The sequence below is a fragment of the Acidobacteriota bacterium genome, from assembly GCA_016715115.1.
GTDB lineage: Bacteria > Acidobacteriota > Blastocatellia > Pyrinomonadales > Pyrinomonadaceae > JAFDVJ01.
In genome coordinates, this window is record JADKBM010000004.1 from 632,063 (window position 1) to 658,541 (window position 26,479).

The 26,479-nt window shown below is 54.6% G+C and carries 26 protein-coding genes; 6 read left to right on the forward strand and 20 right to left on the reverse strand.

Features of this window, described 5'->3' with window-relative positions; translation table 11 throughout:
• Window positions 1-87: 87 nt before the first annotated feature.
• The gene (serS, locus tag IPN69_05035; GenBank protein MBK8810080.1) at window positions 88-1,380 is read right to left on the reverse strand and encodes a serine--tRNA ligase; all 1,293 of its coding nucleotides are present in this window, start codon (window positions 1,378-1,380) and stop codon (window positions 88-90) included.
• A gap of 159 nt (window positions 1,381-1,539) precedes the next feature.
• Here serS and galU point away from each other — a divergent pair, with 159 nt between their 5' ends.
• The 3 genes from galU (at window position 1,540) to IPN69_05050 (ending at window position 5,169) form a co-directional block, all read left to right on the forward strand.
• Window positions 1,540-2,412 (forward strand): UTP--glucose-1-phosphate uridylyltransferase GalU, encoded by an 873-nt coding sequence (galU, locus tag IPN69_05040; GenBank protein ID MBK8810081.1) that lies wholly within the window; start codon window positions 1,540-1,542, stop codon window positions 2,410-2,412.
• Between the two features lie 332 nt (window positions 2,413-2,744).
• On the forward strand, window positions 2,745-3,152 hold the full coding sequence (locus IPN69_05045) for a hypothetical protein (GenBank protein ID MBK8810082.1): 408 nt from the start codon (window positions 2,745-2,747) through the stop codon (window positions 3,150-3,152).
• 19 nt (window positions 3,153-3,171) lie between these two features.
• Entirely contained in the window at window positions 3,172-5,169 is a 1,998-nt protein-coding gene (locus IPN69_05050) for a PQQ-dependent sugar dehydrogenase (GenBank protein MBK8810083.1), read from the forward strand.
• Between the two features lie 56 nt (window positions 5,170-5,225).
• Here the strand turns inward: IPN69_05050 and IPN69_05055 are convergent, their stop codons facing one another.
• From IPN69_05055 to IPN69_05065, 3 genes are read right to left on the reverse strand one after another with little or no spacing between them, the layout of a single operon-like run.
• On the reverse strand, window positions 5,226-5,948 hold the full coding sequence (locus IPN69_05055; GenBank protein ID MBK8810084.1) for a ComF family protein: 723 nt from the start codon (window positions 5,946-5,948) through the stop codon (window positions 5,226-5,228).
• A gap of 42 nt (window positions 5,949-5,990) precedes the next feature.
• The gene (locus IPN69_05060; protein MBK8810085.1) at window positions 5,991-6,344 is read right to left on the reverse strand and encodes a TraR/DksA family transcriptional regulator; all 354 of its coding nucleotides are present in this window, start codon (window positions 6,342-6,344) and stop codon (window positions 5,991-5,993) included.
• Window positions 6,341-6,781, reverse strand: a complete 441-nt coding sequence (locus tag IPN69_05065; GenBank protein ID MBK8810086.1) for a 23S rRNA (pseudouridine(1915)-N(3))-methyltransferase RlmH — start codon at window positions 6,779-6,781, stop codon at window positions 6,341-6,343. The genes IPN69_05060 and IPN69_05065 overlap by 4 nt, the downstream gene beginning before the upstream one ends.
• A gap of 193 nt (window positions 6,782-6,974) precedes the next feature.
• On the opposite strand from IPN69_05065, the gene IPN69_05070 reads away from it, so the two are divergent.
• Window positions 6,975-9,794, forward strand: a complete 2,820-nt coding sequence (locus tag IPN69_05070; GenBank protein MBK8810087.1) for a cation-transporting P-type ATPase — start codon at window positions 6,975-6,977, stop codon at window positions 9,792-9,794.
• Here IPN69_05070 and rsfS read toward each other — a convergent pair.
• From rsfS to IPN69_05095, 5 genes are all read right to left on the reverse strand, one after another.
• A complete protein-coding gene (gene rsfS / locus IPN69_05075; protein ID MBK8810088.1) occupies window positions 9,789-10,217 on the reverse strand; it encodes a ribosome silencing factor in 429 nt (142 codons plus the stop codon). The genes IPN69_05070 and rsfS overlap by 6 nt on opposite strands.
• On the reverse strand, window positions 10,217-10,885 hold the full coding sequence (gene nadD, locus IPN69_05080) for a nicotinate (nicotinamide) nucleotide adenylyltransferase (protein ID MBK8810089.1): 669 nt from the start codon (window positions 10,883-10,885) through the stop codon (window positions 10,217-10,219). The genes rsfS and nadD overlap by 1 nt, the downstream gene beginning before the upstream one ends.
• Window positions 10,875-11,189: a hypothetical protein gene (locus IPN69_05085; GenBank protein MBK8810090.1), complete on the reverse strand. Its 315-nt coding sequence runs from the start codon at window positions 11,187-11,189 to the stop codon at window positions 10,875-10,877. Before IPN69_05085 ends, nadD begins: the two co-directional genes overlap by 11 nt.
• Window positions 11,170-12,219: a GTPase ObgE gene (gene obgE / locus IPN69_05090; protein MBK8810091.1), complete on the reverse strand. Its 1,050-nt coding sequence runs from the start codon at window positions 12,217-12,219 to the stop codon at window positions 11,170-11,172. The genes IPN69_05085 and obgE overlap by 20 nt, the downstream gene beginning before the upstream one ends.
• Before the next feature lie 544 nt (window positions 12,220-12,763).
• Window positions 12,764-12,904, reverse strand: a complete 141-nt coding sequence (locus tag IPN69_05095; GenBank protein ID MBK8810092.1) for a hypothetical protein — start codon at window positions 12,902-12,904, stop codon at window positions 12,764-12,766.
• A gap of 849 nt (window positions 12,905-13,753) precedes the next feature.
• Here IPN69_05095 and IPN69_05100 point away from each other — a divergent pair.
• Both IPN69_05100 and IPN69_05105 read left to right on the forward strand, forming a co-directional pair.
• Window positions 13,754-14,980 (forward strand): ABC transporter permease, encoded by a 1,227-nt coding sequence (locus IPN69_05100; protein MBK8810093.1) that lies wholly within the window; start codon window positions 13,754-13,756, stop codon window positions 14,978-14,980.
• A gap of 13 nt (window positions 14,981-14,993) precedes the next feature.
• Entirely contained in the window at window positions 14,994-16,262 is a 1,269-nt protein-coding gene (locus tag IPN69_05105; GenBank protein MBK8810094.1) for an ABC transporter permease, read from the forward strand.
• A gap of 763 nt (window positions 16,263-17,025) precedes the next feature.
• On the opposite strand, the gene IPN69_05110 is transcribed toward IPN69_05105, so the two are convergent.
• From IPN69_05110 to IPN69_05160, 11 genes are all read right to left on the reverse strand, one after another.
• Window positions 17,026-17,532, reverse strand: coding sequence for a hypothetical protein (locus IPN69_05110; GenBank protein ID MBK8810095.1), 507 nt, complete (start codon window positions 17,530-17,532; stop codon window positions 17,026-17,028).
• A gap of 32 nt (window positions 17,533-17,564) precedes the next feature.
• Window positions 17,565-17,759: a hypothetical protein gene (locus tag IPN69_05115; protein MBK8810096.1), complete on the reverse strand. Its 195-nt coding sequence runs from the start codon at window positions 17,757-17,759 to the stop codon at window positions 17,565-17,567.
• Window positions 17,760-17,798: 39 nt separating this feature from the next.
• Complete coding sequence (locus IPN69_05120) at window positions 17,799-18,548, reverse strand: hypothetical protein (protein ID MBK8810097.1); 750 nt, start codon at window positions 18,546-18,548, stop codon at window positions 17,799-17,801.
• Complete coding sequence (locus tag IPN69_05125; protein ID MBK8810098.1) at window positions 18,523-19,092, reverse strand: hypothetical protein; 570 nt, start codon at window positions 19,090-19,092, stop codon at window positions 18,523-18,525. Before IPN69_05125 ends, IPN69_05120 begins: the two co-directional genes overlap by 26 nt.
• Window positions 19,089-20,120, reverse strand: coding sequence for a hypothetical protein (locus IPN69_05130; protein MBK8810099.1), 1,032 nt, complete (start codon window positions 20,118-20,120; stop codon window positions 19,089-19,091). Before IPN69_05130 ends, IPN69_05125 begins: the two co-directional genes overlap by 4 nt.
• Before the next feature lie 47 nt (window positions 20,121-20,167).
• Window positions 20,168-21,661: a hypothetical protein gene (locus IPN69_05135; GenBank protein MBK8810100.1), complete on the reverse strand. Its 1,494-nt coding sequence runs from the start codon at window positions 21,659-21,661 to the stop codon at window positions 20,168-20,170.
• Entirely contained in the window at window positions 21,658-22,143 is a 486-nt protein-coding gene (locus tag IPN69_05140) for a hypothetical protein (protein MBK8810101.1), read from the reverse strand. The genes IPN69_05135 and IPN69_05140 overlap by 4 nt, the downstream gene beginning before the upstream one ends.
• Window positions 22,144-22,335: 192 nt before the next feature.
• Entirely contained in the window at window positions 22,336-23,460 is a 1,125-nt protein-coding gene (locus IPN69_05145) for a hypothetical protein (GenBank protein ID MBK8810102.1), read from the reverse strand.
• 60 nt (window positions 23,461-23,520) lie between these two features.
• Window positions 23,521-25,068 carry a D-alanyl-D-alanine carboxypeptidase family protein gene (locus tag IPN69_05150; protein ID MBK8810103.1) on the reverse strand — a complete coding sequence of 516 codons (1,548 nt, stop codon included), beginning with the start codon at window positions 25,066-25,068 and terminating at the stop codon, window positions 23,521-23,523.
• 87 nt (window positions 25,069-25,155) lie between these two features.
• Window positions 25,156-25,662, reverse strand: coding sequence for a hypothetical protein (locus IPN69_05155; protein MBK8810104.1), 507 nt, complete (start codon window positions 25,660-25,662; stop codon window positions 25,156-25,158).
• Window positions 25,663-25,815: 153 nt separating this feature from the next.
• Window positions 25,816-26,313 (reverse strand): hypothetical protein, encoded by a 498-nt coding sequence (locus tag IPN69_05160; protein ID MBK8810105.1) that lies wholly within the window; start codon window positions 26,311-26,313, stop codon window positions 25,816-25,818.
• Window positions 26,314-26,479 lie beyond the last annotated feature (166 nt).

The window sequence follows — 26,479 nt, forward strand, 5'->3', positions numbered from 1 at the left end:
GAATGACGAATCGGGTCACGTCTCTTGAACCAAAAAGAAGCAACGACAAAAATCGTTGCTCCGGAACTACATACCATTTACGAAATACTAGATCGGAAAGTCGATTCTCTCCATCCCGTTCATAAAGGGTCGCAGAACTTCGGGAATCAGGATCGTTCCGTCCGCTTGCTGATAGTTTTCAAGGATCGCCACCCAGGTGCGGCCGACGGCGAGTCCGGAACCGTTGAGCGTGTGAGCGAACTCGGGCTTCGCGCCGCCCGCGCGACGAAAACGCAAACTCATACGCCGTGCCTGAAAATCCCCGCAGTTCGAGCAGCTGGAGATCTCTCGGTACGTATTCTGCGACGGCATCCAGACCTCGATATCGTACGTTTTGCGCGATCCGAAACCCATATCGCCCGTCGAGAGCACAACGGTCCGATGCGGCAACCCCAGCAATTGCAGGATCGTTTCCGCGTTTGCCGTCAGTTTCTCGTGCTCTTCATCCGAAGTTTCGGGCAATGTGATCTTGACGAGTTCCACCTTTTCGAATTGATGCTGACGAATCAATCCGCGCGTGTCGCGGCCGTAACTTCCGGCTTCGGAGCGAAAACACGGCGTGTATGCGGTGAAACACTTCGGCAGATCTTTCGCGTCGAGAATCTCGTCCGCGTGATAATTCGTCACCGGAACTTCCGCCGTCGGGATCAAGTAGAACTTGCGCTCGTCGGTCAACTTGAAGAGGTCCGCCTCGAATTTCGGTAATTGCCCGGTTCCGAAGAGCGAATTTTCATTGACCATAAACGGCGGCAGCGTCTCGGTATAGCCGTGCTCGCGCGTGTGAACGTCGAGCATAAAGTTGACCAACGCCCGTTCGAGCCGCGCGCCGGCGCCGTTGAGGATCGCGAAACGCGAACCCGTGATCTTCACCGCACGCTCGAGATCGAGAATGCCGAGCGCTTCGCCCAGATCCACGTGATCTTTGACCTCGAAATCAAAGTCGCGCGGAGTTCCCCACCGGCGGACCTCGACGTTTGCCGACTCGTCCGGCCCGACCGGAACATCGTCCGACTGGATATTCGGAAGGTTCGACAACAGGTCTTCCATTTCGGCTTCAAACTTCTTGCGCTGTTCGTCCAATTCGGTCTGACGATCTTTCAGTCCCGCGACCTCGGCTTTTTTCGCATCGGCTTCGGCCCGTTTTCCGGCCTGCATCAACGCGCCGATCTCCTTGCTTGCAGTATTGCGTCGCGCGTTGATCTGGTCGCTCTCGCCGATCACGTGCCGACGGTCTGCGTCCATAACGGCGAAATCATCCAAAAGCGCGGTTGGGAAATTGCGATTCTCAAGCGCCTTCCGGACCGTCTCCAAGTTATCTCTGACAAAATTAAGGTCTAACATTATTTTTTGATTGTAAATGGTTAGTAGTGAATTGTTAATTGACGCCGCTTCCGACACGGGTCGATTTGTTTAGCAACCGGTTTTCACCTAAACTTTTCCTTTTCGCCTTCGCACGCAAAACGTCGCCTGTGGCAGAAGGCAAGGGTTCGACAAGCTGATATGACAAACAAAGTAAGAAAAGCGGTTTTCCCGGCGGCCGGGCTGGGAACGAGGTTTTTGCCGGCAACAAAAGCATCGCCAAAGGAAATGCTTCCGTTGGTGGATAAGCCTCTGATTCAGTATGCGATCGAAGAAGCCGTCGCGTCGGGCATCGAGTCCGTGCTGATCGTTACCGGTCGCGAGAAAGGCTCGATCGAGAATCATTTCGATATTTCCTACGAACTCGAAAGCCTTCTACAGGAAAAGGGAAAGACCGAGTTCTTCGCGGAGGTCCGCGCGATTTCCGAGATCTGCCGGATCAGTTACACGCGTCAGCGGCAAGCGCTCGGACTCGGCCACGCGATCTATCAGGCAAGAGACTTCTCCGAGAACGAGCCGTTTGCGGTCCTTCTCGCCGATGACGTCATCGATGCCGAAAAACCGGCCCTCAAGCAGATGATGGACGTGTTTGAAAAATACAACGCCCCGGTCATCGCGACGATGCAGGTCCCGGGTGAAGCGATCTCGCGATTCGGTGTGATCGACGCCGAAGAAGTCGCGCCAAACATCTTCAAGATCAACGATATGGTCGAAAAGCCGAAGTTTGAGGACGCGCCGTCGGATCTGGCGATCATCGGCCGCTACATTCTGACTCCGGACGTTTTCGATGCCATCGAACGAACCGAGAAAGGCGCCGGCGGCGAGATCCAGATCACCGACGCGATGCGCCTGATGCTGCGCGAAGGCAAACCTTTCTACGCGGTCAAGCTCGAAGGCACGCGACACGATGCGGGCGACAAACTTGGATTTCTGATTGCCACGGTTCAATTCGCTCTAAAGCGCACTGATCTCGGTGACGATTTCCGGAAGTTCCTCAAGACACTTGAACTTTAGGCAGGGAAATGTGAGAAATGAGAACTGGGAAGTGAGAACTGAGATGTGAGAACTGAGATGTGAGAACTGAGATGTGAGAACGGAGAAGTGGGCAGTGGGCAGTGGGCAGTGAGCAGTAAGCAGTAAGCAGTAAGCAGTAAGCAGTGAGCAGTGGGCAGTTCTCACTTCTCAGTTCTCATTTCTCACTTCCCAGTTCTCATTTCTCATTTCACACTTCTCACTTCTCAGTTCTCATTTCTCACTTCATTATTTCCTTGCGTTCGAGGTCTGCGAATCGTTACAATTCCATTTACGTTATTTTGTTTCCCCGACCGAAGAACTGCATTCTGTTAATGAAGATCAAACCCATTGCGGCCGTAGCGGTTGTGTTCGCGGTCTTGTTTATGTTTCGAACAGTTGATGCCGCGAGATGCGCGGCAACGACCTTTCGCGGATCGTACGCGTCGGCGAATTCGGTTTTTGTCGGCAAGGTTGCATCCGAAAAGGTCGTCGGTGATGCGCGTTTGATCGAGTTTTCGGTTGAAAAGTATTGGAAGGGTCCGGGAACGAAGCGATTGACCGTCTCGGTATACGAGACGATGCGATTTCAATCGTGGTTCGGGATCGGCGACCGTTACCTGATTTATGCGACGAATGGAAACGACGGGTTGGTGGTCGAGCGATGCTCGCGAACCCGGACTTTCGAGCTCGCTGCGGATGATTTGAAGAAACTCGGCAAAGGCAAGACGCCGCGCCGTTAGATTTTGCGGAGCAATTTTTATGAAAAGAGTAAAAGTCGGAGTTGTTTTTCTGATCGTCATCGCCTCGATGGCGGCGGTCGTTTTTGCGCAGGGCGTTCCGGCGCCGTTCACAATCAGGCTTCAGCCATTTCTCTCGGGATTGGCTCAGCCTGTTTTGCTCCGCACCGCGAAAGACGGAACGAAGCGTCTTTTTGTCGTCCAGCAGCGCGGAATCATCCGCGTCGTCCAGCCCGGTTCGAACGTCGCGACGGACTTTATGAACATCGCGGCGAAGGTTAGCTCGACCGGCAGCGAACGCGGTTTGCTCGGACTGGCTTTTCACCCGCAGTTCGCGTCGAACAGCTACTTTTTCGTCAACTACACACGCGCTTCAGACGGTGCGACGATCGTCGCCCGTTACACTGCGACCAACAACAATACGCTTGGCGATCCGAACAGCGAAGTGATACTTCTGAATATCCCGCAGCCTTTCTCGAATCATAACGGCGGGATGATTGAATTCGGTCCGGACGGAAATCTCTACATCGGTATGGGTGACGGCGGTTCGGCGAACGATCCGGGCGCACGCGCGCAGAACATCAATGAGCTGCTCGGGAAGTTCCTGCGCATCACGCCGAGCACGGCCGCCGTTCCGCCGGTTCCGGCCTACACCAATCCGGCGGACAATCCGTATGTCGGAATCAACGGCGCGGACGAGATCTACGCGATCGGCGTCAGAAATCCGTGGCGTTGGTCGTTCGACCGCGGCGGGACCAACCAGCTTTGGGCCGGCGACGTCGGGCAGGATGCGATCGAGGAAGTCGACATTATAAACCGCGGCGGAAATTACGGCTGGCGCGTTTACGAAGGCACGCAATGCACGAACAACGATCCGGGTCTCTGCACCCCGGGGAACTTTACGATGCCTGTGTTTCAGTATTCGCAAACCGCGACTCGATGTTCCGTGACCGGCGGTTATGTATATCGCGGCGGACTACGGACCTTTCCTGACGGCACGTATCTCAACAGCGATTATTGCACGGGCGAGATCTTCACCTGGAACGGCGCCCAGCACGTGATGCAGCTCGACACGCCGCGCCTCGTCGCGTCGTTCGGCGAAGACGATGACGGCGAACTTTATGCGGTCGGCATCGGAAGCACGACGAACGCGACCGGCACCGTCGAAAAGATCGTCCGCGCAAAGGCGTCCGCCGACTTTGACGGCGACTTCAAGACGGACATCTCGATCTTTCGGCCGTCGACCGGTGTTTGGTACATCATCAACAGCTCGAACAGTTCGCTTCGGATCCAACAATTCGGTCTCAACGGCGATATCCCGACCCCGGAAGACTGGGACGGCGACAATATCACCGACATCGGCGTTTTCAGACCTTCTAACGGTGTTTGGTACCACTTCCGAAGCAGCAACAACACCGTTGGGATCACGCAGTTCGGATTGAACGGCGACACCCCTGCACAGGGAGACTTTGATGGCGACGGCCGGGCCGATCTCGCCGTTTTTCGCCCATCGACCGGAGTTTGGTACGTCCAGCGCTCGTCGAATGCGTCCGTCGACGTTCAGCAGTTCGGACTTACGGGCGATATTCCCGTTGCCGGCGATTATGACGGTGACGGAAAATACGATCGAGCGGTTTTCCGTCCGAACAACGGCGTCTGGTATCGCTTGGGTTCATCGACCGGAGCATTCGTCCAGCTCAATTTCGGATCCTCGGGAGATGTCCCGTCGGTAGGCGATTTCGATGGTGACGGCAAACTCGACTATGCCCTGTTCCGTCCGAGCACCGGCGTCTGGTATCGTCTGCGAAGCTCCGACGGTGCGGTCCAGATCAATCAGTTCGGGGTCAACAACGACGTTCCGGCCGTCGGCGACTACGATGGCGACGGACTGGACGACATCGCCGTCTTCCGACCGTCCACCGGAGTCTGGTACACACAGGCGACATCAAACGGCGCGGTTGGGATCCAGCAATTCGGCCTTAGCGGCGACGCACCGGCCCCGACATACGACGCTCCGTAAACCGCTGGATGAAGGATGAATTCGGATGATTCATCCTTCCTTAAATTCTACTTTTATCAAATCGCGCGCGCGATAGTCAGAACATTGACCTTTCGCGCGCCGTTTTGTTTCAGGGCTTTTGCGCACGTCGAAACGGTTGCGCCGGACGTGAACACATCATCGATGAGCAGGATCGCCCGTCCTTCAATCAGTTTCGGACGTGTTACGGCAAAGGCCCTTTCGACGGTCAGTTCCCGCGCCCGTGAATCCATTGCCGCGCGATGCATCGGCGTGTGGCGTACACGTGCAAGGCTCGCAACATCGAGTCGGATGCCGGTGTGTTTTACGATAATGTCGGCCAGAATTTCGGCCTGATTGAAGCCGCGTTCGATGCGGCGTTTTCTTGAAAGAGGAATGGGAACGACAAGGTCAGAATCATAGAACGGCGTACGGTCAAAAGCCGCGCACAACATTTCGCACAGACGCCGCGCGACAAACGGTTCGGACTTCAGCGACAGAACGGACGATGCGAGTGCCTTTTCGTACAAACCGATCGCCATCGCGGCATCGTATGAATGGTCGGCGCATCGATGACAGAATGCTTCTCCGGTAGGCGATTCCGGGCGCAGGAATTGCGAGCATTTTCCGCAAACGGTTACGTTGCCCGAAAAAACCCTGGTCTTCCGCCAGCACGCGTCGCACGCGACGCCGTCAGCATAATTTTCGTTGATATTCCCGCAAACGCTACACGCCTGCGGAAACGCGACGGCGAGGAGTGCGTCATAGATCCGGTGCAGCATAGATGAGGTGAGTCCAAGCCCGGACAGTTTCTTGAAACGGCTCTATTCTTCTTCGAGCAACCCCTTCTCAACCAGCTCCTGACAGCTCAGACAATATCGCGCCCAGGGAATGGCGTCCAGACGCTTAGGACTGATCTCCTTGTCGCAATTCTGACACGTTCCGTATTCGTCGTCATCGAGTCTCGTCAACGCTTCGTTGATCAGGGTCAACTGTCGGCTTTCGTTCTCCGAAACCGCCAGCATCACGTTCTTTGAATAGTTTCGGACGGCCAGATCAACCGGATCCGGCGTTTCGGCATCGTCAACCGAAAGATCGTTCTCCTTCAGCTTGTTTATCAAACTATCGCGCTCGGCGATCAGCCGTTCCTTGATTTCATCGAGATTAATTTCTGTCATTTTTGATACGGAAAACCCTTTATGATTGTAAATGCCCGGTAAAGTTGTTCCAACATTACGACGCGTGCCATCTCGTGCGTAAACGTCAGAAACGACAAGGATAAACTATAATCAGCCCTTTCGACAACCGACGATGCCAATCCTTCGGCTCCGCCGATCACAAAACACACTTCCTGAAGACCGCGGTTTTGCCATTTTTCAATTTCTTTCGCGAGGTCCGGGGAAGTTACCGAGCGTCCCAACACGTCCAAAATGCAGACGAAATGGCTTTGATTCAGTTTCTCGAGAATTAGTTTGCCTTCGGTCACTTTGCCGCTGTCCTTGATTTCGACGATCTCGGTTCGCACGAAATGCGACAGGCGAGCAAGATACTTTTCCTGCAGCGCCCGCCAACTACTTTCCTTGGTTTTTCCGACCCATATTATTCGGAACTTCATAGCGTGCGAAAGATCGAGGATATGATTTGCCGGCATCCAATTCAAACACAGTTGATTTTCCGCACGCAAGCGGATGATGCGAGTTAATCCGACGGACCGCGAAAAGCGATTCAGTCAGATGTGAGGATTCCCCTTTTCCGAAACCTCGAGGCATTCCTCTGCGCTCGTAAACCGTTGCCGTACTGCAACTTAGTTGATTTGCAATAAAGGCACGCTGATTGCAAAGATCATTTGCGGCATTGAGCTTTCGGGCGATCGAATGAGTTATCAGGAGTTTCAGGCGGCGTCAGCCTCCGATACAGGCAAACAAATCGACGGATTCGCGTTCTTGTCGGAAGATGAGGCTCTGTCATTGCTCGAGTCCGGGCGTGACGGACTTGATGAGAAAGAAGCCGAACGCCGTTTCGCATTGTTCGGGGCCAACCTTCTTCCGAAGGGCGCGAAGCGCGCCTGGTATTTTGACCTGGCGCGAGATTTCACCCATTTCTTCGCGCTGATGCTCTGGTTCGGGGCAGCGTTGGCTTGGTTCGCCGGACTCCCGGAACTCTCTTGGGCGATCATCATCGTCATTGTCGTCAACGGCGTCTTCAGTTTCTGGCAAGAGTATCGGGCAGAACGAGCCGCCGAAGCGCTGCAGGCACTTCTTCCGCACCAAGTCACCGTGCGGCGCGACGGAGATCACAAGATCATTCCGGCCGAAAATGTAGTCCGCGGCGATATTCTGGTCCTTTCTGAAGGTGAGACGATCCCCGCCGACGCGCGATTGATCAAGGCAGAAAAATTAAGGCTTAACCTCTCGTCGCTGACCGGCGAGTCGAAGCCGATTCCGCGCACTACCATCGCGCACGGAAAGCACGATCAACCGCTCTCGGTCTTCCCGAATCTGGTTTTTGCCGGAACGTCCGTTTCGAGCGGCCGTGGTGAAGCCGTTGTCTTCTCGATCGGCGCCGCGACGGAATTCGGGCGTATCGCGCAACTGACCCAAGAGCAAACGAAAGGACTGAGCCCGCTCGAGAAGGAACTGCAGCGGGTAATGCGTTTCGTCACGGTTCTCGCGGTCGGTCTCGGCGCCGCCTTCTTCGTACTCGGCGTAATGTTCGGCGGACTTTCCCTACCGGTCGCGTTCATTTTCGCGATCGGGATCATCGTCGCCAACGTCCCCGAAGGACTCTTGCCGACGCTGACTCTTTCACTCGCGATCGGCGTGCGGCGAATGGCGCGGCGGAGGGCTTTGGTGAAGCGCCTTTCGGCGGTCGAAACCCTCGGCGCGACGACCATTATTCTGACCGACAAGACGGGAACCCTAACCGAGAACGAAATGACGGTTCGCGAATTATGGGCCGACGGCAAACTGACAAACGTTGAAACAAACACCAAGGAATCGCAAGCTTCCGGGCCAACGTTCGAGGTGCTTCGAACCGGCGCGCTGTGCTGCGACGCCCATCTCGTTCCACCGCCCCCCGGAAGTCGAAAGTGGACCGTGATCGGTGACCCGACCGAGGCGGCGATTCTCGTCGCGGCCGCCAAATTCGGCTTGACCGAAGATCGTTTGAAGGTATTCGAACGGATCGCCGAACTCCCGTTCGATTCGGTGCGCAAGCGTATGTCCACGATCCAGTCGATTGACGGCGCGACCATCGCGTGCGTTAAAGGCGCGCTCAACGAAATGCTCCGATTCTGTACCAAGATCAGTTGGGGCGGCGAGGAAGTGGAGCTCACGTCAGATCTCCAGGAAGCCATCCAGGCGGCTCACGATTCTCTCGCGCAGAAGGGCCGGCGCGTACTGGCGGTCGCGCGGCGTGAGTTGAACTCCGATGAACCAAGGTACGACGGCGAATGGCGAGGATCCGACGTCGAACGGAATCTGACCTTTCTGGGACTCATCGCGATGGAAGACCCGCCGCGACCGGAAGTCGCCGCCGCCATCGCTCTTTGCCGCAAGGCCGGAGTCCGGGTCGCGATGATAACCGGCGACGACGGGCTGACGGCGGCCGCGATCGGGCGCGAGATCGGTCTCAACGGCGATACGCCGACAATCATCACCGGCGAGCAGATCGATCGGATCGACGACGTCACGCTGACCAAACTGCTGACGCAATCCGACGTCCTCTTCGCGCGGGTCTCGCCGGAACATAAACTCAAGCTGGTCCAAACCTGCCAGAAACTCGGAGAGGTCGTCGCGGTTACCGGCGACGGCGTCAATGATGCGCCGGCGCTGCGAAAGGCCAACATCGGGATCGCGATGGGGGCGACCGGCACCGATGTCGCGCGCGAGGCGTCCGATATGGTGCTGACCGACGACAATTTCGCGAGCATTGTCGATGCCATCAGCGAAGGCCGCGCCGTATATGACAACATCCGGAAATTCATCGGCTACGTTTTCGTCAGCAACGCGGCCGAGATGATTCCGTTCGTAGTCTTTGTTATGTTCGGAGTTCCGTTGCCACTGACGATAATGCAGGTGCTCGCGGTCGATGTCGGAACCGACCTTCTGCCGGCTCTCGCGCTCGGCGCGGAGCAACCGGGACAGGAGGTGATGGAACGTCCGCCGCGCAAACAGAGCGAGGCACTGCTTAATTCCGGGATACTGATCCGCGCGTACCTCTGGCTCGGATCGATCGAAGCGGCGCTCGCACTTGCGGGTTACTTTTTCGCGCAATTTCTTGCGGGTTGGCGTCCCGGCGGCGAGTTCGTTTCGAGCGGGACCGTTTACGTGACGGCGACGACGGTCACGTTCGCCGGCATCGTGATGGCGCAGATCGGCAGCTCCTTCGCCTGGCGAAGCGAACGGCAGTCGATCTTCAGTCTTGGATTCTTCAGCAACCGCCTGCTCTTGTGGTGCATTGCGGCGGAAATCGGCTTGATGCTCGCACTGATCTACACCCCGCCGTTGCAGAGGATCTTTCAGATGTCTCCGCCAACGCTCGAACATTGGATGATGATCGGGACATTCGGCGTCGTGCTGCTCTTGCTTGAGGAATTGCGAAAACTCATCGCACGCCGCTGGTTATAGATCTTTCGGGATCTCAACTTGCCGCGCGTCGCGCCACAAGCGTTCGAGATCGTAAAAATCACGGGCGTTCTTCTCGAAAATATGAACGATGAAATCGCCGTAATCCATCAGGACCCACTCGGCTCCCGAATAGCCTTCCGTGCGAACTGGGCGCCGGTTGAGTTGTTTTCGAAGCTGCTCGTCGATCTCGTCGATGATCGCCTGAACCTGACGCTGATTGGCGCCGGTGGCAATTATGAAAAACTCCGTGAAGCTGACTACCTCGCGCAGATCGAGCGCGATCATATCGAACGCTTTTTTCTCTGCGGCGCAATGAAGCGCCAGCTTGACCTCTTCGTCAAGCTCCGAAAACGGCGTCGGCGTCTGCGCGATCTCGACCGTGACCGTTTCGTGGTGCAGTGTTTTTTCCTTTAATTCTTCCATTACTTATAAAGTTCGTACTTTTCGATGTAATTTGCAACCTCGATCGGAACGCCTGCACGCCATTCGGACTTGCCGTCGCGCACCATTTGACGTATCTCCGTTGCCGAAATGTCGATTTGAACCGAACCGTTGAAATAGATCTGAGTTTGGGGATCGGTTGTTTGCGAGGCCCGATCCGCGTTGCCGCGAAGATCGACAATGCGGTTTCTGATCGTGTCGGTGACGTGTCCGACGCCGATCTCGTAGTCGGGGCGCGTGACGACGATGATGTCGACGATCGTCAGAACCGTCTCCCATTCGCGCCAGGTCGTGATATCGGCCCACGAGTCCGCCCCGATCACGAAAAAGATGCGCGTATCCGTCAATTCGGACTTGAGGCGGGTCAACGTTTCCACCGAGTACGGGCGCTCCGGCAGATCGAGTTCCATCTTTGAGACCGTGATTCTCGGCTCATCCTTTGTCGCAAGCGCGAGCATCGCGAACCGGTGGAACGCCGACGTCGGCTTTTTGTCGCGTTTGTGCGGCGCATGGAACGCCGGAACGTAGACGAATTCGTCGAGTTCGAATTCTGTGAGCAGAGCGTGCGCGATCGCGAGGTGGCCGTTGTGCGGCGGATCGAACGAGCCGCCGAAAAAGGCGACGCGACGCTCCGAAGTGTTACTGATCAACGTTGTCATTCTCCAGCAAGGCGCGAAAATGCGCGCAGACTTCAAGCAGGATCTCGTCCGGACATTTCGGGTCGCGTACGAAGAACCAATAGTCGCCGAATTGATTGTTGACCGAGAACCGGTGTCCGCGATAGTCGAAGTCGAGCCACATCTCGACTACTCCGTCGGTGATAAATTCAGTGATCTCGACGCCTTCGAGCTTTTCGGCGTGATCCGCGAACTCATCGAAGAACACCGCTTCCGGTAAATCGGCGAAATGCCGCGAGCCGTCGTTCATTCTCAATTCAAACAAATCCTTGATCATCGTGCTGCTCGGTCAATTCAATCTCGTTGCGCTTGATCTCCTCAAGCCGCCGGGCGACGACGGCGACAAGGTCTTTCGTGCCCTTTCCGGCGACGGCCGAGATCTCCAGAAACGCTTTGCCGTCTTCGGCGGCCTTCTTCCGCAGGTTTTCGAGGCGTTCAGGTTCATCGAGGGCGTCGAGTTTCGTCGCCACGACGATCTGCGGGCGGGCCGCTAGATCAGCGTTGTAGTTCGCAAGTTCGCGGTTGAGAATCTCGTAATCCGAGACCGGATCGCGTCCCGAGATCGACGAAACATCGACCAGATGGAGGATCAGTTTCGTCCGTTCGACGTGGCGCAAGAAACGGTCGCCGAGCCCCGCGCCCTCTGACGCGCCTTCGATCAATCCGGGAATGTCGGCAACGACGAACGTCTTGAAATCACCGAGATCGACAACGCCGAGGTTCGGTTCGAGCGTCGTGAACGGATAATCCGCGATCTTCGGCTTCGCGGCGGAGATCACCGAAATCAAAGTCGATTTTCCGGCATTCGGAAATCCGACAAGTCCGACGTCGGCGATCAATTTCAATTCAAGCTGCAGTTCCTTTTCATCGCCGGGCCGGCCGGTATAGTGAAACTTCGGCGCGCGGCGCGTCGGCGTCGCGAAATGCGAGTTCCCCCAACCGCCCTTGCCGCCCTTGGCCGCGCGAAAACGTTGACCGGCCTCTGTAAAATCATAGATCAGATCACCCGATTCGACGTCGAAGATCTGGGTTCCGACGGGAACCCTGACGCACGCGTCGCCGCCGTCCTTTCCGTGGCGGTTCGAACCTTCGCCGTGGCGTCCGCGCTCGGCCTTGTGTTCGGGGTTGTAGCGCAGATGAAGCAGCGTGTTGAGTCCCTCGTCGGCTTCAAGCCAGACGTCGCCGCCCTTTCCGCCGTCGCCGCCCGAAGGGCCGCCACGCGGAACGAATTTTTCGCGGCGAAACGCCGTCACTCCGTTCCCGCCGTCTCCGGCCTTTACTCTGATCTTCGCGCGGTCAATAAACATAAGCTCTAATTGTAGACGATTCAAGGGAAATTCCAAGTCATTCGAAGATTCCAGAGCAATTCCAGGGATTCCAAGTCATTCGAAGATTCCGGAACAATTCCAGGGATTCCAAGTCATTCGAAGATTCCCGAGCAATTCCAGGGATTCCAAGCCGTTCGAAGATTCCAGAACAATTCCAGAGATTCCAAGTCATTCGAAGATTCCAGAACAATTCCAGGGATTCCAAGTCATTCGAAGATTCCAGAGCAATCCCGGGGATTTCAAGTCATTCGAAGATTCGAGAGCAATTCCAGGGATTCCAGGTCAATTTCAGGATTCCAGAGCAATTCCAGGGATTTCAAGTCAATTTTAAGGTTCCAGGGCAATTCCAGGGATTCCAAGTCATTCGAAGATTCCAGAACAATTCCAGTGGCTTCTTCAAGCGTGCGGAGCACGCGAACTTACGATTGCACCACGTGGAGCGGAGTTGCTTCCACGGCTTTTTCCGACAGCCTTCTTGAATCTTGGAATCGGCTTGGAATCCTGAAATCGGCTTGGAATCTTTTTAAGTCGGCTTGGAATCCTTGGAATCTGGAATCTGGAATCTGGAATCTGGAATCTCTTCTGGAATCTGGAATTTCCGCAACAAAATCGAAGACCGCGCCGATTTCTCAGCGCGGCCTTCGATTTTTTTGGCAACTTTCAAATGTACACCCTACTCGCTGCCGTTTTTTGTATACCGAACATCGTTCAACGGAGAACCGATTCCGGTCAGCAATTCTACTTTGCTTTCGCATTTCGCGCCTCGTCTTTCGATCCGGCTTGCCGCTAGGTTTTTGTTGTGGTGGCTTTTCCTCCACCGCCGGTTACGTTCCCGGCAACGAGGCCTGCCGACTTTCGCCTGCAGACGACTTTCGCTCCTCTCCGGTGGTTCCTTGCCGTCGAGCGCCTTCCGTTTTTATCCGGATGGCCTGAGTTCGCCTTTCAGCTCCCTCGCGAGCCAAGCCTTTCGGCTTCGATCCAGGGCGTAATAGCAACTAGTTTCCGTTTTCGCTGCTCTCGAATCGGTGCGTCACCGCTCCGCTCGCCTCTCCCTGGGCCGGTCAAAATGCCCGTAAGCAATCTCGACTATGTTTCCAGTCTACTCCCCTTTTTTTTCGAGTCAAGTAGAAAATACTTGAGGTTTTACCCCCTAAATTGACATTTCTTTTCGCCACCTGTGGATAAGTTTTCCGCAGCCCTGTGGAAAAGATTGTGGAAAACTTCGTAACAGTCTTTGACGCACTACTTACTGCTGGACGAAGCATTCGAACATGCTCGCAAAGGCTGTGGAAATCCCGAAACTTCCCTCCGAAAAAAATCGTTAGATTTGGGAAAAAAGGTTGTTTTGTGCCGTCATTTCTGTCGATTTCGTATCAAATTACATCGAAATCGCCGAGAATCCTCCGAGATTTCCGGAGTAATGGCAGTTTCCCGCGAAAACGCATCGCGAAAAACAAAATCAAAGGGTTTTCGTATTAGGTCCTTGACTGAGAGAATTGATGCAGGTTGAAGCATGCCATTCCTTGAAGCACTAAAACTCGCTTTCGCCTCGATTCTATCGCACAAGTTGCGGTCTTTTCTGACGTTGCTCGGGGTAATCTTCGGCGTCGCGACGGTCATCGTCGTCGTTGCTCTGGTCGAAGGCTTCAACGCCTACGTCGACGAAAAGATCGCCAACATCGGAACGAACGCCTTCAGCGTCCAGAAATTCTCGATCGATGATTTTTCAAGCGTCGAGGTGCTCAACGCTGCGCGACGTCGAAATCGCGACGTCACGTTTGAGGATCTCAAGGCGCTTCAAACGGCCGGCGGTTCGATTCGCGATGCCGGCGGCAAGTCGGGAACGATCGCCGATATCAAATTTGGCGACAAGACGCTGTCCAACGTTCAGGTAAAGGCGACGACGCCCAATGTCGCCGAGATCGAAAAGATCGAGGCTGCCGAAGGACGTTATTTTGCCAATCTCGAGGACGAAACCCGAAAATTCGTCTGCTTCATCGGATCCGAAACCGCCGAGAAACTCTTCCCGAAAGGCGACGCTCTCGGGCAGACGATAAAGATCGACGGACGCACTTTCAAGGTCGTCGGGGTCGGCAAAGCTCTCGGTTCGGCCTTCGGTCAAACTCGGGATATGTACGCCTCGGTTCCGCTCTCGACCTTCTTGTCGATCTACGGAATCCGCCGGACGATCACCGCGAGCGTGACTTCGACCAGTCCCGCAACCTACGACCTGGCGATCGACGAAGCGCGGACGCTGATGCGGGTTCGCCGAAAACTCGAACCGGGCGAGGCGGATAATTTCGGGATCGTCACGCCGAGCGCGATCAACGGACTGCGCGACAAGATCTTCGGAACGATCCAGATCGCCGCGATCGGCGTGACATCGATCTCGCTCGTGGTCGGCGGCATCGTGATTATGAACATAATGCTCGTCAGCGTTACCGAACGAACGAAAGAGATCGGAATCCGCAAGAGCATCGGCGCCAGGAGATTCGACATCGTGAAGCAGTTTCTTGCGGAATCGACGACGCTTGCCTTGATCGGCGGCGCGATCGGGATCGGGATCGCGTATGCGATCGCCAAACTCGTCGCGCTTCTCTTTTCGATTCCGACGTCGCTGCCTCTGCTCTGGGTCGCGATCGCGCTGACGGTATCGAGCAGCGTCGGACTGATCTCGGGAGTGTTCCCGGCCTGGAAGGCGGCCGGACTCGACCCGATCGAAGCTTTGCGGGCCGATTGAGCGAGGATTTGCGATGCGCGTTTTCAACACCGATCTCGGTGAAAATTTCCGGATGGCGATCGTCACGCTGTGGCAGAACAAACTGCGCTCGTTTCTGACGATTCTCGGCGTCGTCATCGGAACCATCACGACGATCGTCATCGCGGCCTTCGTTTCCGGCATCGACGCGCGCGTTTCGAAAGAGATCGAGGCGTTCGGTTCGAATTCGATCTACGCTTTCAAGTTCGATCCGGGATTCAACATCAATCCGTCGATGGAAGAACGGACGCGCAAACCTTTGAAGGAAGAAGACGCCGATGCGATTCGCGCCGAATGCTCGAACTGCGAGTTCGTTTCGCCGTTTATGTCGCCCGTGGATTTCACCGTCGGGCCGTTCACCGAACGCGTCAATATCCGCAACAAAGAGATAGAAATGACGAACGCCGCGGTGATGGGCGCTCACGCGGACTATTTCAAGATGGGAGTTTCGCATCTTGCGGAGGGCCGATATTTCACCGCCGATGAAGAGGCGCGGCGCGGACGGGTCGCCGTCATCGGCATCGACGTCGCCAACACACTGTTTCCGTTCACGAATGCGCTCGACCAGGACATTCAGATCGAAGGGCGCAACTATCGCATCATCGGTATCTTGCAGGAGCGCGAACTCTTTCTCGTCGGCGCGGACGACCCGAACAACGAGAACAAGACGGTCTATATTCCATTCAAAACGATCAAACAACTCTTTCCGGCGAACGAAGATTGCTTCATCATCGCGACCGCGAGGCCCGGAAAGATGAAGGAAGCGCTCGAGGAAATGCGTTCGATACTGCGCCGGGCCCGAAAAGTGCCGGCCGATAAACCGGATAATTTCGGCGTTCAGACATCCGATCAGATCATCGAGCAGTTCGGCGCGATTACCGGCGGGATCTTCGCTCTGATGGTCGCGATCTCAAGCGTCGGCTTGCTCATCGGCGGCATCGGCGTGATGAACATTATGCTCGTTTCGGTGACGGAAAGAACGAAAGAGATCGGAATCCGAAAGGCCATCGGAGCGCGCCGCGTGGATATCGTCGCGCAATTCCTGATCGAGGCGGCGACGCTTACGGGCCTCGGCGGCGTTCTCGGGATCGCCCTCGGCGTCGGGCTTTCGCTGCTGATCCGGATGATCATTCCGACCTATATTCCCTTATGGGCGCCGATCGTCGGCTTCGTCGTCTCGGTCGGACTAGGGATAATCTTCGGACTCTGGCCCGCGTGGAAGGCCGCCCGTCTCGACCCGATCGAGGCGCTGAGATACGAATGAAGGGATTTCGGAATTGGGATTTCGGATTTGGGATTTCGGATTTGGGATTTGGGATTTGGGATTTGTAATTGCGGATTTTGCCGACGAACTGCCGCCCATTGTTCACGGATGACCCGATCGGTCGATTATTTTCTTCCGATATGACTCGAAATCCCTGTCGATTGACCGGTCAACTTCGTCTGCGCCCTCAACGGACGGGATCTGTAGGGTGATCAGTTCCTCCCGCAGATCTGCGCGTTTCGAAAAAACCTTCGTCTCCCGGTCAATCATTTCGATCACAACAATCAAACCTAGACGGTCTACCGCCCTTTTCTCGGATCGGATTCGTGAAAAAATTGTTTGGACTTTCCCCTCACCATTTCTCGAAATGTACCCGGGAAATGATCCTTTCCCGCATTCGAAGGCGTACTGCGAATGCAAATAGATGTCGATCTGTTTATCGACCGGATACGAATTGAACTTGACGGAACGAGCGGTACCACCATCTGATTCCGGGATCGAACAGATTTCACGATATTCAACCTCGCCCGGGTCTTGTTGACCACCAAAGCACGCGAATCCGAACAGTCCTTGAAACCAAACAACCAATACACAACTAATCAAGCCAACTTTCATCGCGAAGCTCCTCTTTCTTCATTTGGACATTTTGGTCAACGCCTTTTCTTTCGCGGGACTCTGCCCTTTAGCATTGCCTTTGCCGCCGGCGGAGCGCACAATTTCACACTGTTTACGCCGCCGTTGCTCGGGATTTATCATCTGACAATCACTTCCTCTTCAAGTCGACCTTAACATAGTCCTTTCCGGGTTCGGGGATATAGGTAAAGTGCTCTCGGTTTTCATCCCGATAGTATCTAGCCTCGAGCAAATTCGGGTCTAGCGGCTTTTGATCCGAAGCGTCTGCAAGACCGGTTGCGGAACAATCGGAAAGTTGCGCCCAATCCGTAAGAACGGTAATGATCAGTATTTTTGTGTCCGAGTACTTTGGGCCAAGTCGCGCGAACAGTCTGGTGAGATCTTTTTCAGTGAACAGGCTTTTGTTCATGAAAACTGTAATGTTGCGAGACTTAGGGCCGAAGCGCGCATCATTGATTATGAAATGGTTGAAATCGAAAATATCACATTCGACACTCCTCTCCTGCGCCGCGATATCGCCGGAAAGGTTTTGAGGCAACAAATCGGTAATCCACTTGGGGCCAACCCACAAAAACGCGAACAACACGGTCGCGATCAAAAAAAAGCACTTTCGAATATGTCGTATTCGTGTGAACATAGTTTTCTCCTCAAATTTCGTGGCTTATTCCTTCACGAAAGCACGATATTGGATGTTCCCGGCGTAGTTTCCGCTTTGTCGGCCGTAGCGTCGCCCGTAACGCCTGTCAACCGAGCGGTTCTGTCGACCGCGTAGTTGAGGTCGTAGCCGAACGGCTCGGTGACCCGTTTCAGTCCGCTGCCGAGATTGTACGTGTAGCCGATCCTCAGATTGTTTTGACCGCGCAATTGCGGATAGTTCGATCCGATCCCATTCCGAAGTGATTCTTAGCCGCATCGGGTCTTCGGTGTTGTCCGGGTTTCGGTTTGAAAGAGGATTCGCCGAAAGTCACAGCCGTTTGAGAAGAGTCCGCTTTCGAATCTAACCAGCGCTCGACTGCCTTGGTTCTTGGTGAATGATGTTTCGCCGAATCTTGAGAGCGAAAAGACGCTCACTTTGCGTTGATCAATCAGCTCAATCTCAATTTCAACGCGATAAGTGCCGAAACGCGGCACCGCTTGGCTGAATCCGCCATCTACGGTAAGTGCCGGTTGGAAGACCGAATCGGCACCCGATATTGAGATTCTCGTTGTCTTCAACTCGTCTTCGGAAAGCCCTTCCAGTTTGGCGCCGACACTCACGCTTACTTCCTTGCCGCTCAACCACTTCACAACAAGCGTATCCGCAGAAGCTTCGCTAAACTTCTGCGTTCGGTTACAAGAATCATGAAACGTCGCACCTTCGTCGAATACCAGGTATTGCTCAGATTTTCTAAACTCGCTTCGACACTCGCTTCGTAAAAAGCGCAACTTGACGTTTGTTTCCTTTTTAACCTTGAACGAACGATCATTCCGAAACCCGACAATCGTCACCGGCGTTCCCTGGAAGGTCGATTCTTCCAAGCTTATTACCGTTCCTACGAAAACATTATTCGCGTTTGAATAATCCGCGCAGATTGGAACCTGATCACACTGACAGGCCAAAACGCTCAGCCCCGAAAACACCAAGACATTAAAGAGTACAAATAGCCGAATCATGTTTTTCTCCTGCAGACTTATCTGACCCCAAGCGGTTTCGCGCCACCTCCGCATTTGAAGTCAAGAGCGCTGTGAAACAATGTCGCCGGTTCGATATTCTGACGGCGGCTTCGACCACTCCGAAGATCCCGCCCATCCGGCCCGAATTGATCAGATCCCTGGCGTAGTCTTCCGGTACCGGGAGGCCGTCTACGAGATAGTTTCCGCGTCCCGGGCGGTAGCCTTGGGCGGTGCCGTCGAGGTTGATTCCCGAACCGCCTGAATCGCCGACGGGCGGGTCGGTGTTGAGCGTTACGTACGGTCCCGGGTCGGCGACGTTGCGCCCGAGCGCGTCGTACTCTCCGGCGCGGACGTTCGAATTTACAAGGTTGCCGGCGTTGTCGGTCCGCTGCAGGCTCGCCAGCGACGGGTCCTGATGGATGAACGTCAGTTTCTCGGTCGTCGTGCTGCCGATCGTCACCAGTTCCTGTTCGGCGAGCGTCGTCCCGTTCGCCGGCACGAGGGACTTCAATTCACCCTCGGCTCCGGTTCTTGCGCATTTCACTTTCTGAATCGCCACGGTTTTCGTACAACGGGGTCTGCCTCGAACTCAACCTTCCAGTTTCCGCCGGAGTCGGTTGTTCTAAAAACGGTTGATTGACTGACGAGCCAACCGTCATTTTCGTTCAAAAACCTCACCTTCTTCCATTGCTCGCCAAAGACCTCGACTTGCTGTCGTTGCCATGTTTCGGCACCATCGACTGTTCTTAAAACCACTCCTTTCGCCTTCTGACGCGTGTCAGAGTTGAATTCGATTCCCACCGCCCAGCCGACGTGCTTCGAAGAAAAAGATGCTGAAAAGATCCCGACGTTCGCTGTCTCTCGATTTCGCGGCCCATCCATCCAAGTTCCCTCAACCGAATTCCACCGCAAGATCCTGCTTCTTTCAAAACAGAACGCGATCGCGTCATCATTCGAAAATGGAAAAAGCGAAAGGATTGAGCAGTCATCACCAACGCTTGTAACTTCCCACGTTTTGCCTTTGTTTCGGGTTCGCAGGATGTAGCCGCCGTCCATTCCCATCCACCCATTATCGGCATCGATCGGAACATAACCCATCGAACCGCGGCCCCGCAGTTCGGAGTTGAGTTCGTCGTTTGGGTAAACGCGACTCCAAGTATCACCACCATTTTCGGTCAGCCAAACGATCCCAGTGGCCCCGACGATCCAGCCGTCGAGATTACTCGCAAAGACCAATTGCCCGCCGTAATCGCTCATCTGATCATAACCGATCGTTCCGCGCGGCAGCCACTTCGCCCCGCCGTCGGTTGTTGACCAGGTCTGACCGTCTTTGCCAAGCAGCCAGCCCTCGAATGAATTCAAGAAAAACACCTGACGTGCCTTCAGCTTGATTTTTTCGACCTCTGATCCCGAACGGTGAAAAACGTCCGAATCTCGCGTGACGATCCAGATGTTCTCGGAATCCGCGACCGCAAAATCCCGGATCGGATCCGGTGGAGCCGGAATATCTCCCGTGCACGAAAGCATAGCCGTTGCGACGACTGCCAACACAAGTAGAATCAATAGCTTCATAGAACACCCCGAAATTGCCTTCCTCGACATCCTTTAACTCGAAACTGTCAAAGCACCCTTGCCTTTGCCCCTGCACCTTCGCTTCGCATGAAACAGGCATCATAGATCCGCTGGTTAACGGTCGCGACACTCTCTGTTTCGTCGGCGAAATTGGTTGCATGGATGTAACGACCTGTAACATGCGCCAGCTCATGCAACATGACCAATGCACGTCTTTGCTCAAGGGTCAGATTCAGTTGTTTTGCGTCCTTACCTCCAATTTGATTATTTAAGTTGGGATTGTAAAACTCCTTGTATAGGTCAATACCTCCAGTTGACCAGCCCTGCCTTCGCTGATAAGCGTAGGCAGTATAGCCGCTGTCCTCATTTTCCAGTTCCTTGATAGAACCTGCCGCCTTCAGTTCCTTCAGAAGGGCCGAGGGATCTTTGATGCCAGCGGATGAAACGGCGCCCCGGCAGTTCTCGTCTTCTAACAGGGCGAGTGCTAGATCATATGCTTTTTGAGTTTCCGGCTTCCTGAAAACATCGAACGGCGGCGGCAGCGGATCAGGACCCGAAGCGGAAGTAACATGCGAAACGGGATCATCCGTCGCCGGCGTTCCCCGCATTCCGTTCATCAAACCCGACGCGCCCCAGGATGAGTCTAGCTGAAAGTAGCGCGTGGCTGTCCCGACACAAAAGTCGTTGCCCGGCGACACCGTGCACGGCCCGTCGGAGTCGATCCATTGACCATCCCGGTTCGATATTCTGACGGCGGCTTCGACCACTCCGAAGATCCCGCCCATCCGGCCCGAATTGATCAGATCCCTGGCGTAGTCTTCCGGTACAGGGAGGCCATCGACCAGATAGTTTCCGCGCCCCGGGCGGTAGCCTTGGGCGGTGCCGTCGAGGTTGATTCCCGAACCGCCTGAATCGCCGACGGGCGGGTCGGTGTTGAGCGTTATGTACGGTCCCGCATCCGCGACGTTTCGTCCGAGAGCGTCGTACTCTCCCGCGCGGGCGTTCGAATTTACAAGGTTGCCGGCATTGTCGGTCCGCTGAAGGCTCGCCAGCGACGGGTCCTGATGGATGAACGTCAGTTTCTCGGTCGTCGTGCTGCCGATCGTCACCAGTTCCTGCTCGGCGAGCGTCGTCCCGCCCGCCGGCACGAAGGTTTTCAGTTTCCGCCCCGTCGGATCGGTCTCCGACAGGACCGCTCCCGTCACCGACGACCGCAGATAATAATTCGTCTGCGGCGCCGGATCGGTCGAACCGAAGTTCTTCACGCGTTTTGCCAGCCGTCCGTTGCCGTCGAACCAATCGCGCGTCGGCGCCATCGGAAGCCCGCTGTCGGGATCGAACTGCGACGTCCTGACCAAACGTCCGGCCGCATCGACCGTGTAGCTCGCCTCGTCGTCGATGGTGATGTTGCCCTCGGCGTCGTAACTCCAGTACGGATTGCGGTTCGTGTTGTCGTAAGAATAGTTCGAGGTGTGCGGCGTGTTGTAATAGGCGCCGGAAAACTGCGTGATGTGACCGAAAGCGTCGTGCGTATAGTTCATCGTGTACGGGACATTGATCGCGTTGTCGGTATCGCCGCGCGCAGGCCGATCGCGGGGCGTGATAATGATTGCCCCACCGCGTCGGTTCCAGGGATCATACAATCGCACGATTCAGTCTGAAACGTTATCTCCAGGACTGCCGAATCGACTACGTTACGTTCGACGGAATTACGCTGGAACTCAGATATCCAAAGCGAGCAAAAACCGCCTTCGACTTTGATCGTCCGTTTTTTCAAAAATGGCAGAACCATTGTTGGGTGTTCACTGACCGTTGGGTCACCAACGCCCAAGTAAAACCAGTTGGGAAAATCGGAGACGCTTAGGGCGTCTTGATCAGGGTCATTCGTCGGCTTCAGAAGATTCACATCCCGAAGTGTCTTATCCTCGAGCTCAACCATGAACTCAATGACTTTATTTGATTTACCCGCAATTCCAGTAGTTGCAAAAAGATCATAGCGGTTCGATCCACGCACGTCCTTCACTCTTATCTTCGTCTGGCGTCCGCTCGCATCAATCTTAACCCGAAAGGACTGCGGTGCGATCCTCGGTTCAGTGGTTCTCCATCCGACGGAAAAGTGTTTCTGGGCGCACGAGTTATTCGAAAAACCTCATCAAGTAGAGCGATTGCTCAAGTGTTCCGATTGTTTCACTTAAGCAGGAATCTGGCTACGACGTTATCGACGGTCTTGCAGTGCGGAATAGAACAAGCTGCCTTGCGAAAAAACGACCAGTTTGCGGTTTTGTACTGCCGCGAATGCGATTGGCATGGATGGAAGTACCTGTTGGTGAGTCCAATCGTTGGAATCACTGGATTTGAATGCAATTCCACCGTTTCCGGTCGTGATCAGCGACAAATCGCTGTCGAGCGAAACCGTTCCATCTTCATCCCCTATCGCAGATTCATCCTTGCGCCACGACGTTCCACCATCTTTCGTCGCATAGATCACGCCTTTCGCTAAGACGGCACCTTCATTCTCGTTGCGAAAGTCCATATCTGTTTGACCGATCGCGAATTCGCCAAATACCGGCGATGATCGGTCCCACGTTTCCCCCTTGTCGGTCGATCGATAGAAAGCTCCGCTACTAAAAAGCATATATCCTCGAGCGCCTATGAACATCACTTTTTCGATGGTTCCAAGCTTGGCGTCGCCTCTCCACACAATTCGCGAAGCCCACGTCGCCGGGTTCACTTCGAGCAGGATCGGGTCGTTCTTTTGACTACCGGCGAGGAAGATACTTCCGCCGCTCCCCGACACGGCAGTCAAAAGAGTTTGATTCTTCTTCTTTTCGTCCCAATACGGAAAACTGATGACGTCAACACGTGTTTCTTCCCCGGTTCTTGCAACTCGCCAAATTTCGTCACTGTGATCGCATTGGGCAAAGACGACCACCGTGATCCCGGCCGATATTCCTGCGGTCGGCGAACATAGCTGAGGATCTCGAATCGGTTCTCGATCACGTCGAATTCCCGCGTTTCGGTCGAAATGCAACTGCGAGACCACTTTGAATTTCTGGAACTGTCCCAGGTCGCCCTTCTCATCCAACAGCGCCATTCCGTCATTTCCGATGATCAAAAATCCGTTGTCTGACTTAACGGCAATCGACGCCGCGAATGACATCTCTATCTTCCGCATCGAGCCGAACTTCGGTGGATCATCTTTCACCAGTGGCCCACTTTCACGATCTGCGTCCGGATTCGAGCTTCTGGCGCAGTCCCAACTGGTCGTCATGATCAGCAACACAATGCAAAAGAACTTAAACATATTCTCTGTACCCGTTTCGAATTCGCCAGAAAACACACCGTTGTCAAAACCTCAACAAATTCAATTCACAATATCTGGCGGCTAATCGCAATCGTCCTAAAGACAATCGCGATAGTAATTCTGTGCTTCCAACTTTTGGGCTTCCGTCGGCTTCACCTTGTAATTGAAATGCGGGTAATCATCTGGCTCGTTTCGCAAGAAGCCGAAGGCTTCAAATACTTCGCGAACAGTTTTCCCTTTGAATTTACCACGCTTCAACCGTCTATTTTGGAAATTTAGGCCCATGTCGAAGGCAAACCCAGCGCCATGATTACTTCGCCCTGGATAATCATTCGGCGTTACACGGGCAGCCTTCTTGATGTTAGGATAAGGGATATTTTCCCCGTTGGCGGCGGCTTTCTGGTTTTCCTGATAACGACGCCAATACTCGACCTGCACGTCGAACGGTCGGAATAAATCGGTGAATCCAACGACAACGCCGCCTTCCGCGATTGCCCATACGGCGTCGTTGAAGTCCTGTGCCACGATTGCATTCAGGTACGGCGTCTTACTCACGGCTCCATCAGAGGATGCATCTGAAGCGTTGTTTGAAACGTCAACCAACACCTTATTGTTGCAATCAGTCGGAGGGAGTGGCGGCGGTAGCGGATCAGGACCCGAAGCGGAAGTAACATGCGAAACGGGATCATCCGTCGACGGCGTTCCCCGCATTCCGTTCATCAAACCCGACGCGCCCCAGGATGAGTCTAGCTGAAAGTAGCGCGTGGCTGTCCCGACACAAAAGTCGTTGCCCGGCGACACCGTGCACGGCCCGTCCGAGTCGATCCATTGACCATCCCGGTTCGATATTCTGACGGCGGCTTCGACCACTCCGAAGATCCCGCCCATCCGGCCCGAATTGATCAGATCCCTGGCGTAGTCTTCCGGTACCGGGAGGCCGTCGACGAGATAGTTTCCGCGCCCCGGGCGGTAGCCTTGGGCGGTGCCGTCGAGGTTGATTCCCGAACCGCCTGAATCGCCGACGGGCGGGTCGGTGTTGAGCGTCACGTACGGTCCCGCATCCGCGACGTTGCGTCCGAGAGCGTCGTACTCGCCCGCGCGGGCGTTCGAATTTACAAGGTTGCCGGCGTTGTCGGTCCGCTGAAGGCTCGCCAGCGACGGGTCCTGATGGATGAACGTCAGTTTCTCGGTCGTCGTGCTGCCGATCGTCACCAGTTCCTGCTCGGCGAGCGTCGTCCCGTTCGCCGGCACGAAGGTTTTCAATTTCCGCCCCGTCTGATCCGTCTCCGACAGGACCGCTCCCGTCACCGACGACCGCAGATAATAGTTCGCCTGCGGCGCGGGATCGGTCGATCCGAAGTTCTTCACGCGTTTTGCCAACCGCCCGTTGCCGTCGAACCAATCCCGCGTCGGCGCCATCGGAAGCCCGCTGTCGGGATCGAACTGCGACGTCCTGACCAAACGTCCGGCCGCATCGACCGTGTAGCTCGCCTCGTCGTCGATGGTAATGTTCCCCTCGGCGTCGTAACTCCAGTACGGACTGCGGTTCGTGTTGTCGTAAGAATAGTTCGACGTGTGCTGCGTGTTGTAATAGGCGCCGGAAAACTGCGTGATGTGACCGAAAGCATCGTGCGTGTAGTTCATCGTGTACGGAATGTTGATCGCGTTGTCGGTATCGCCGCGCGCCGGAGCCCCGGATTTCGCCTGCCGTTTCCCAATCTCGTCCGGATCTTACTTCCGTTTCGATCGGTCAATTATCTCTTTTCGTATCGATTCAAAATCCATATCGATTGACCGATCAACTGCGTCGGCCCCCTCGTCCGATACGATCTTAAGGGTCATCAGTTCCTCCAGCAGTTCCGCCCGTTTCGAAAAAACCTTCGTCTCGCTGTCAATGCGGTCGATCGCAATTATTAATAACAGCCGGAACAACGCCCTTTTCTCGGTACGAATTCGTGAAAAAATTCCAAGGACCTTCTTGTTGCCGTTTTTGATAATGTATCGGAGAAAATCTCCTTTGCCGCCCTCGAAGGCGACCTGCGAGTACAAATAGATGTCGATCTGTTTATCGACCGGATAGGAATTGAACTTAACGGAACGAGCGGCACCATCTGATTCCGGGATCAAACAGATTTCACGATATTCAACCTCGCCCGGATCCTGTTGTGCGAAACAGGCAACCCCGAACAGTCCATGAAACCAAACAACCAATACACAACCAATCAAGCCAACTTTCATCGCAAAGCTCCTCTTTCTTCATTTGGATTTCATCATTTCGGCAACGCCTTTTCTTTCGCGGGACTCTGCCCTTTAGCACTGCCTTTGCCGCCGGCGGAGCACACGAGTTCACACTATTTACGCCGCCGTTGCTCGGGATTTATCATCTGACAATCACTTCCTCTTCAAGTCGACCTTAACATAATCCTTTCCGGGTTCGGGGATATAAGTAAAGTGCTCTCGGTTTTCATCCCGATAGTATCTGGCCTCAAGCAAATTCGGGTCGGACGGCTTTTGATCAGTACCTCCACGACCGGTTGCGGCACAGTCGCGAAATTGCTCCCAATCTGTGATAACCACTATGCTAAGTATTTTTGCATCCGTATACTTCGGGGCAAGTCGAGCGAACAGCTTAGTGAGATTTTCTTTTGTGAACAACTTCTTGTCCATAAAGACAAAAATATCGCGCGATTTCGGTGTGAATCGATCGTCAGAAACGATCAGGTAACGGAAGTCAATCAGGTCACAATCCTCATTTTCCTTTTGAGCCTTCACGTCAACTGAAATCGGATCCTTTGAATCGCTGTGCCAGAGCGAATGCGTGAGCAGCATAAGGCCGGCGCTGGTCAAAACGGCGAAAAGTAGTTGAACACGATGCGATTTTCTTGACATTTCTTTCTCCATTTATGAATTCTCAATCCGAAAATCTTACGGGATTGAGTTACCAAACCTGTCTTCTGTTCTGCAACCGGTATTGAAAAACCTGGAAACAGTCCGAGAGTCGCTCTCATTTGGACGTTTGTCGATATCAAATTTCGTAATGAGTATATGATCGAGG

Bases quoted from the DNA above. Each gene is read 5' to 3' on its own strand.
- serS (MBK8810080.1), bottom strand. From the start codon at position 1,380: ATGTTAGACCTTAATTTTGTCAGAGATAACTTGGAGACGGTCCGGAAG.
- galU (MBK8810081.1), top strand. From the start codon at position 1,540: ATGACAAACAAAGTAAGAAAAGCGGTTTTCCCGGCGGCCGGGCTGGGA.
- IPN69_05045 (MBK8810082.1), top strand. From the start codon at position 2,745: ATGAAGATCAAACCCATTGCGGCCGTAGCGGTTGTGTTCGCGGTCTTG.
- IPN69_05050 (MBK8810083.1), top strand. From the start codon at position 3,172: ATGAAAAGAGTAAAAGTCGGAGTTGTTTTTCTGATCGTCATCGCCTCG.
- IPN69_05055 (MBK8810084.1), bottom strand. From the start codon at position 5,948: ATGCTGCACCGGATCTATGACGCACTCCTCGCCGTCGCGTTTCCGCAG.
- IPN69_05060 (MBK8810085.1), bottom strand. From the start codon at position 6,344: ATGACAGAAATTAATCTCGATGAAATCAAGGAACGGCTGATCGCCGAG.
- IPN69_05065 (MBK8810086.1), bottom strand. From the start codon at position 6,781: ATGAAGTTCCGAATAATATGGGTCGGAAAAACCAAGGAAAGTAGTTGG.
- rsfS (MBK8810088.1), bottom strand. From the start codon at position 10,217: ATGGAAGAATTAAAGGAAAAAACACTGCACCACGAAACGGTCACGGTC.
- IPN69_05085 (MBK8810090.1), bottom strand. From the start codon at position 11,189: ATGATCAAGGATTTGTTTGAATTGAGAATGAACGACGGCTCGCGGCAT.
- obgE (MBK8810091.1), bottom strand. From the start codon at position 12,219: ATGTTTATTGACCGCGCGAAGATCAGAGTAAAGGCCGGAGACGGCGGG.
- IPN69_05100 (MBK8810093.1), top strand. From the start codon at position 13,754: ATGCCATTCCTTGAAGCACTAAAACTCGCTTTCGCCTCGATTCTATCG.
- IPN69_05105 (MBK8810094.1), top strand. From the start codon at position 14,994: ATGCGCGTTTTCAACACCGATCTCGGTGAAAATTTCCGGATGGCGATC.
- IPN69_05110 (MBK8810095.1), bottom strand. From the start codon at position 17,532: ATGTTCACACGAATACGACATATTCGAAAGTGCTTTTTTTTGATCGCG.
- IPN69_05120 (MBK8810097.1), bottom strand. From the start codon at position 18,548: ATGATTCGGCTATTTGTACTCTTTAATGTCTTGGTGTTTTCGGGGCTG.
- IPN69_05130 (MBK8810099.1), bottom strand. From the start codon at position 20,120: ATGAAGCTATTGATTCTACTTGTGTTGGCAGTCGTCGCAACGGCTATG.
- IPN69_05135 (MBK8810100.1), bottom strand. From the start codon at position 21,661: ATGAACTATACGCACGACGCTTTCGGTCACATCACGCAGTTTTCCGGC.
- IPN69_05150 (MBK8810103.1), bottom strand. From the start codon at position 25,068: ATGAACTACACGCACGATGCTTTCGGTCACATCACGCAGTTTTCCGGC.
- IPN69_05155 (MBK8810104.1), bottom strand. From the start codon at position 25,662: ATGAAAGTTGGCTTGATTGGTTGTGTATTGGTTGTTTGGTTTCATGGA.
- IPN69_05160 (MBK8810105.1), bottom strand. From the start codon at position 26,313: ATGTCAAGAAAATCGCATCGTGTTCAACTACTTTTCGCCGTTTTGACC.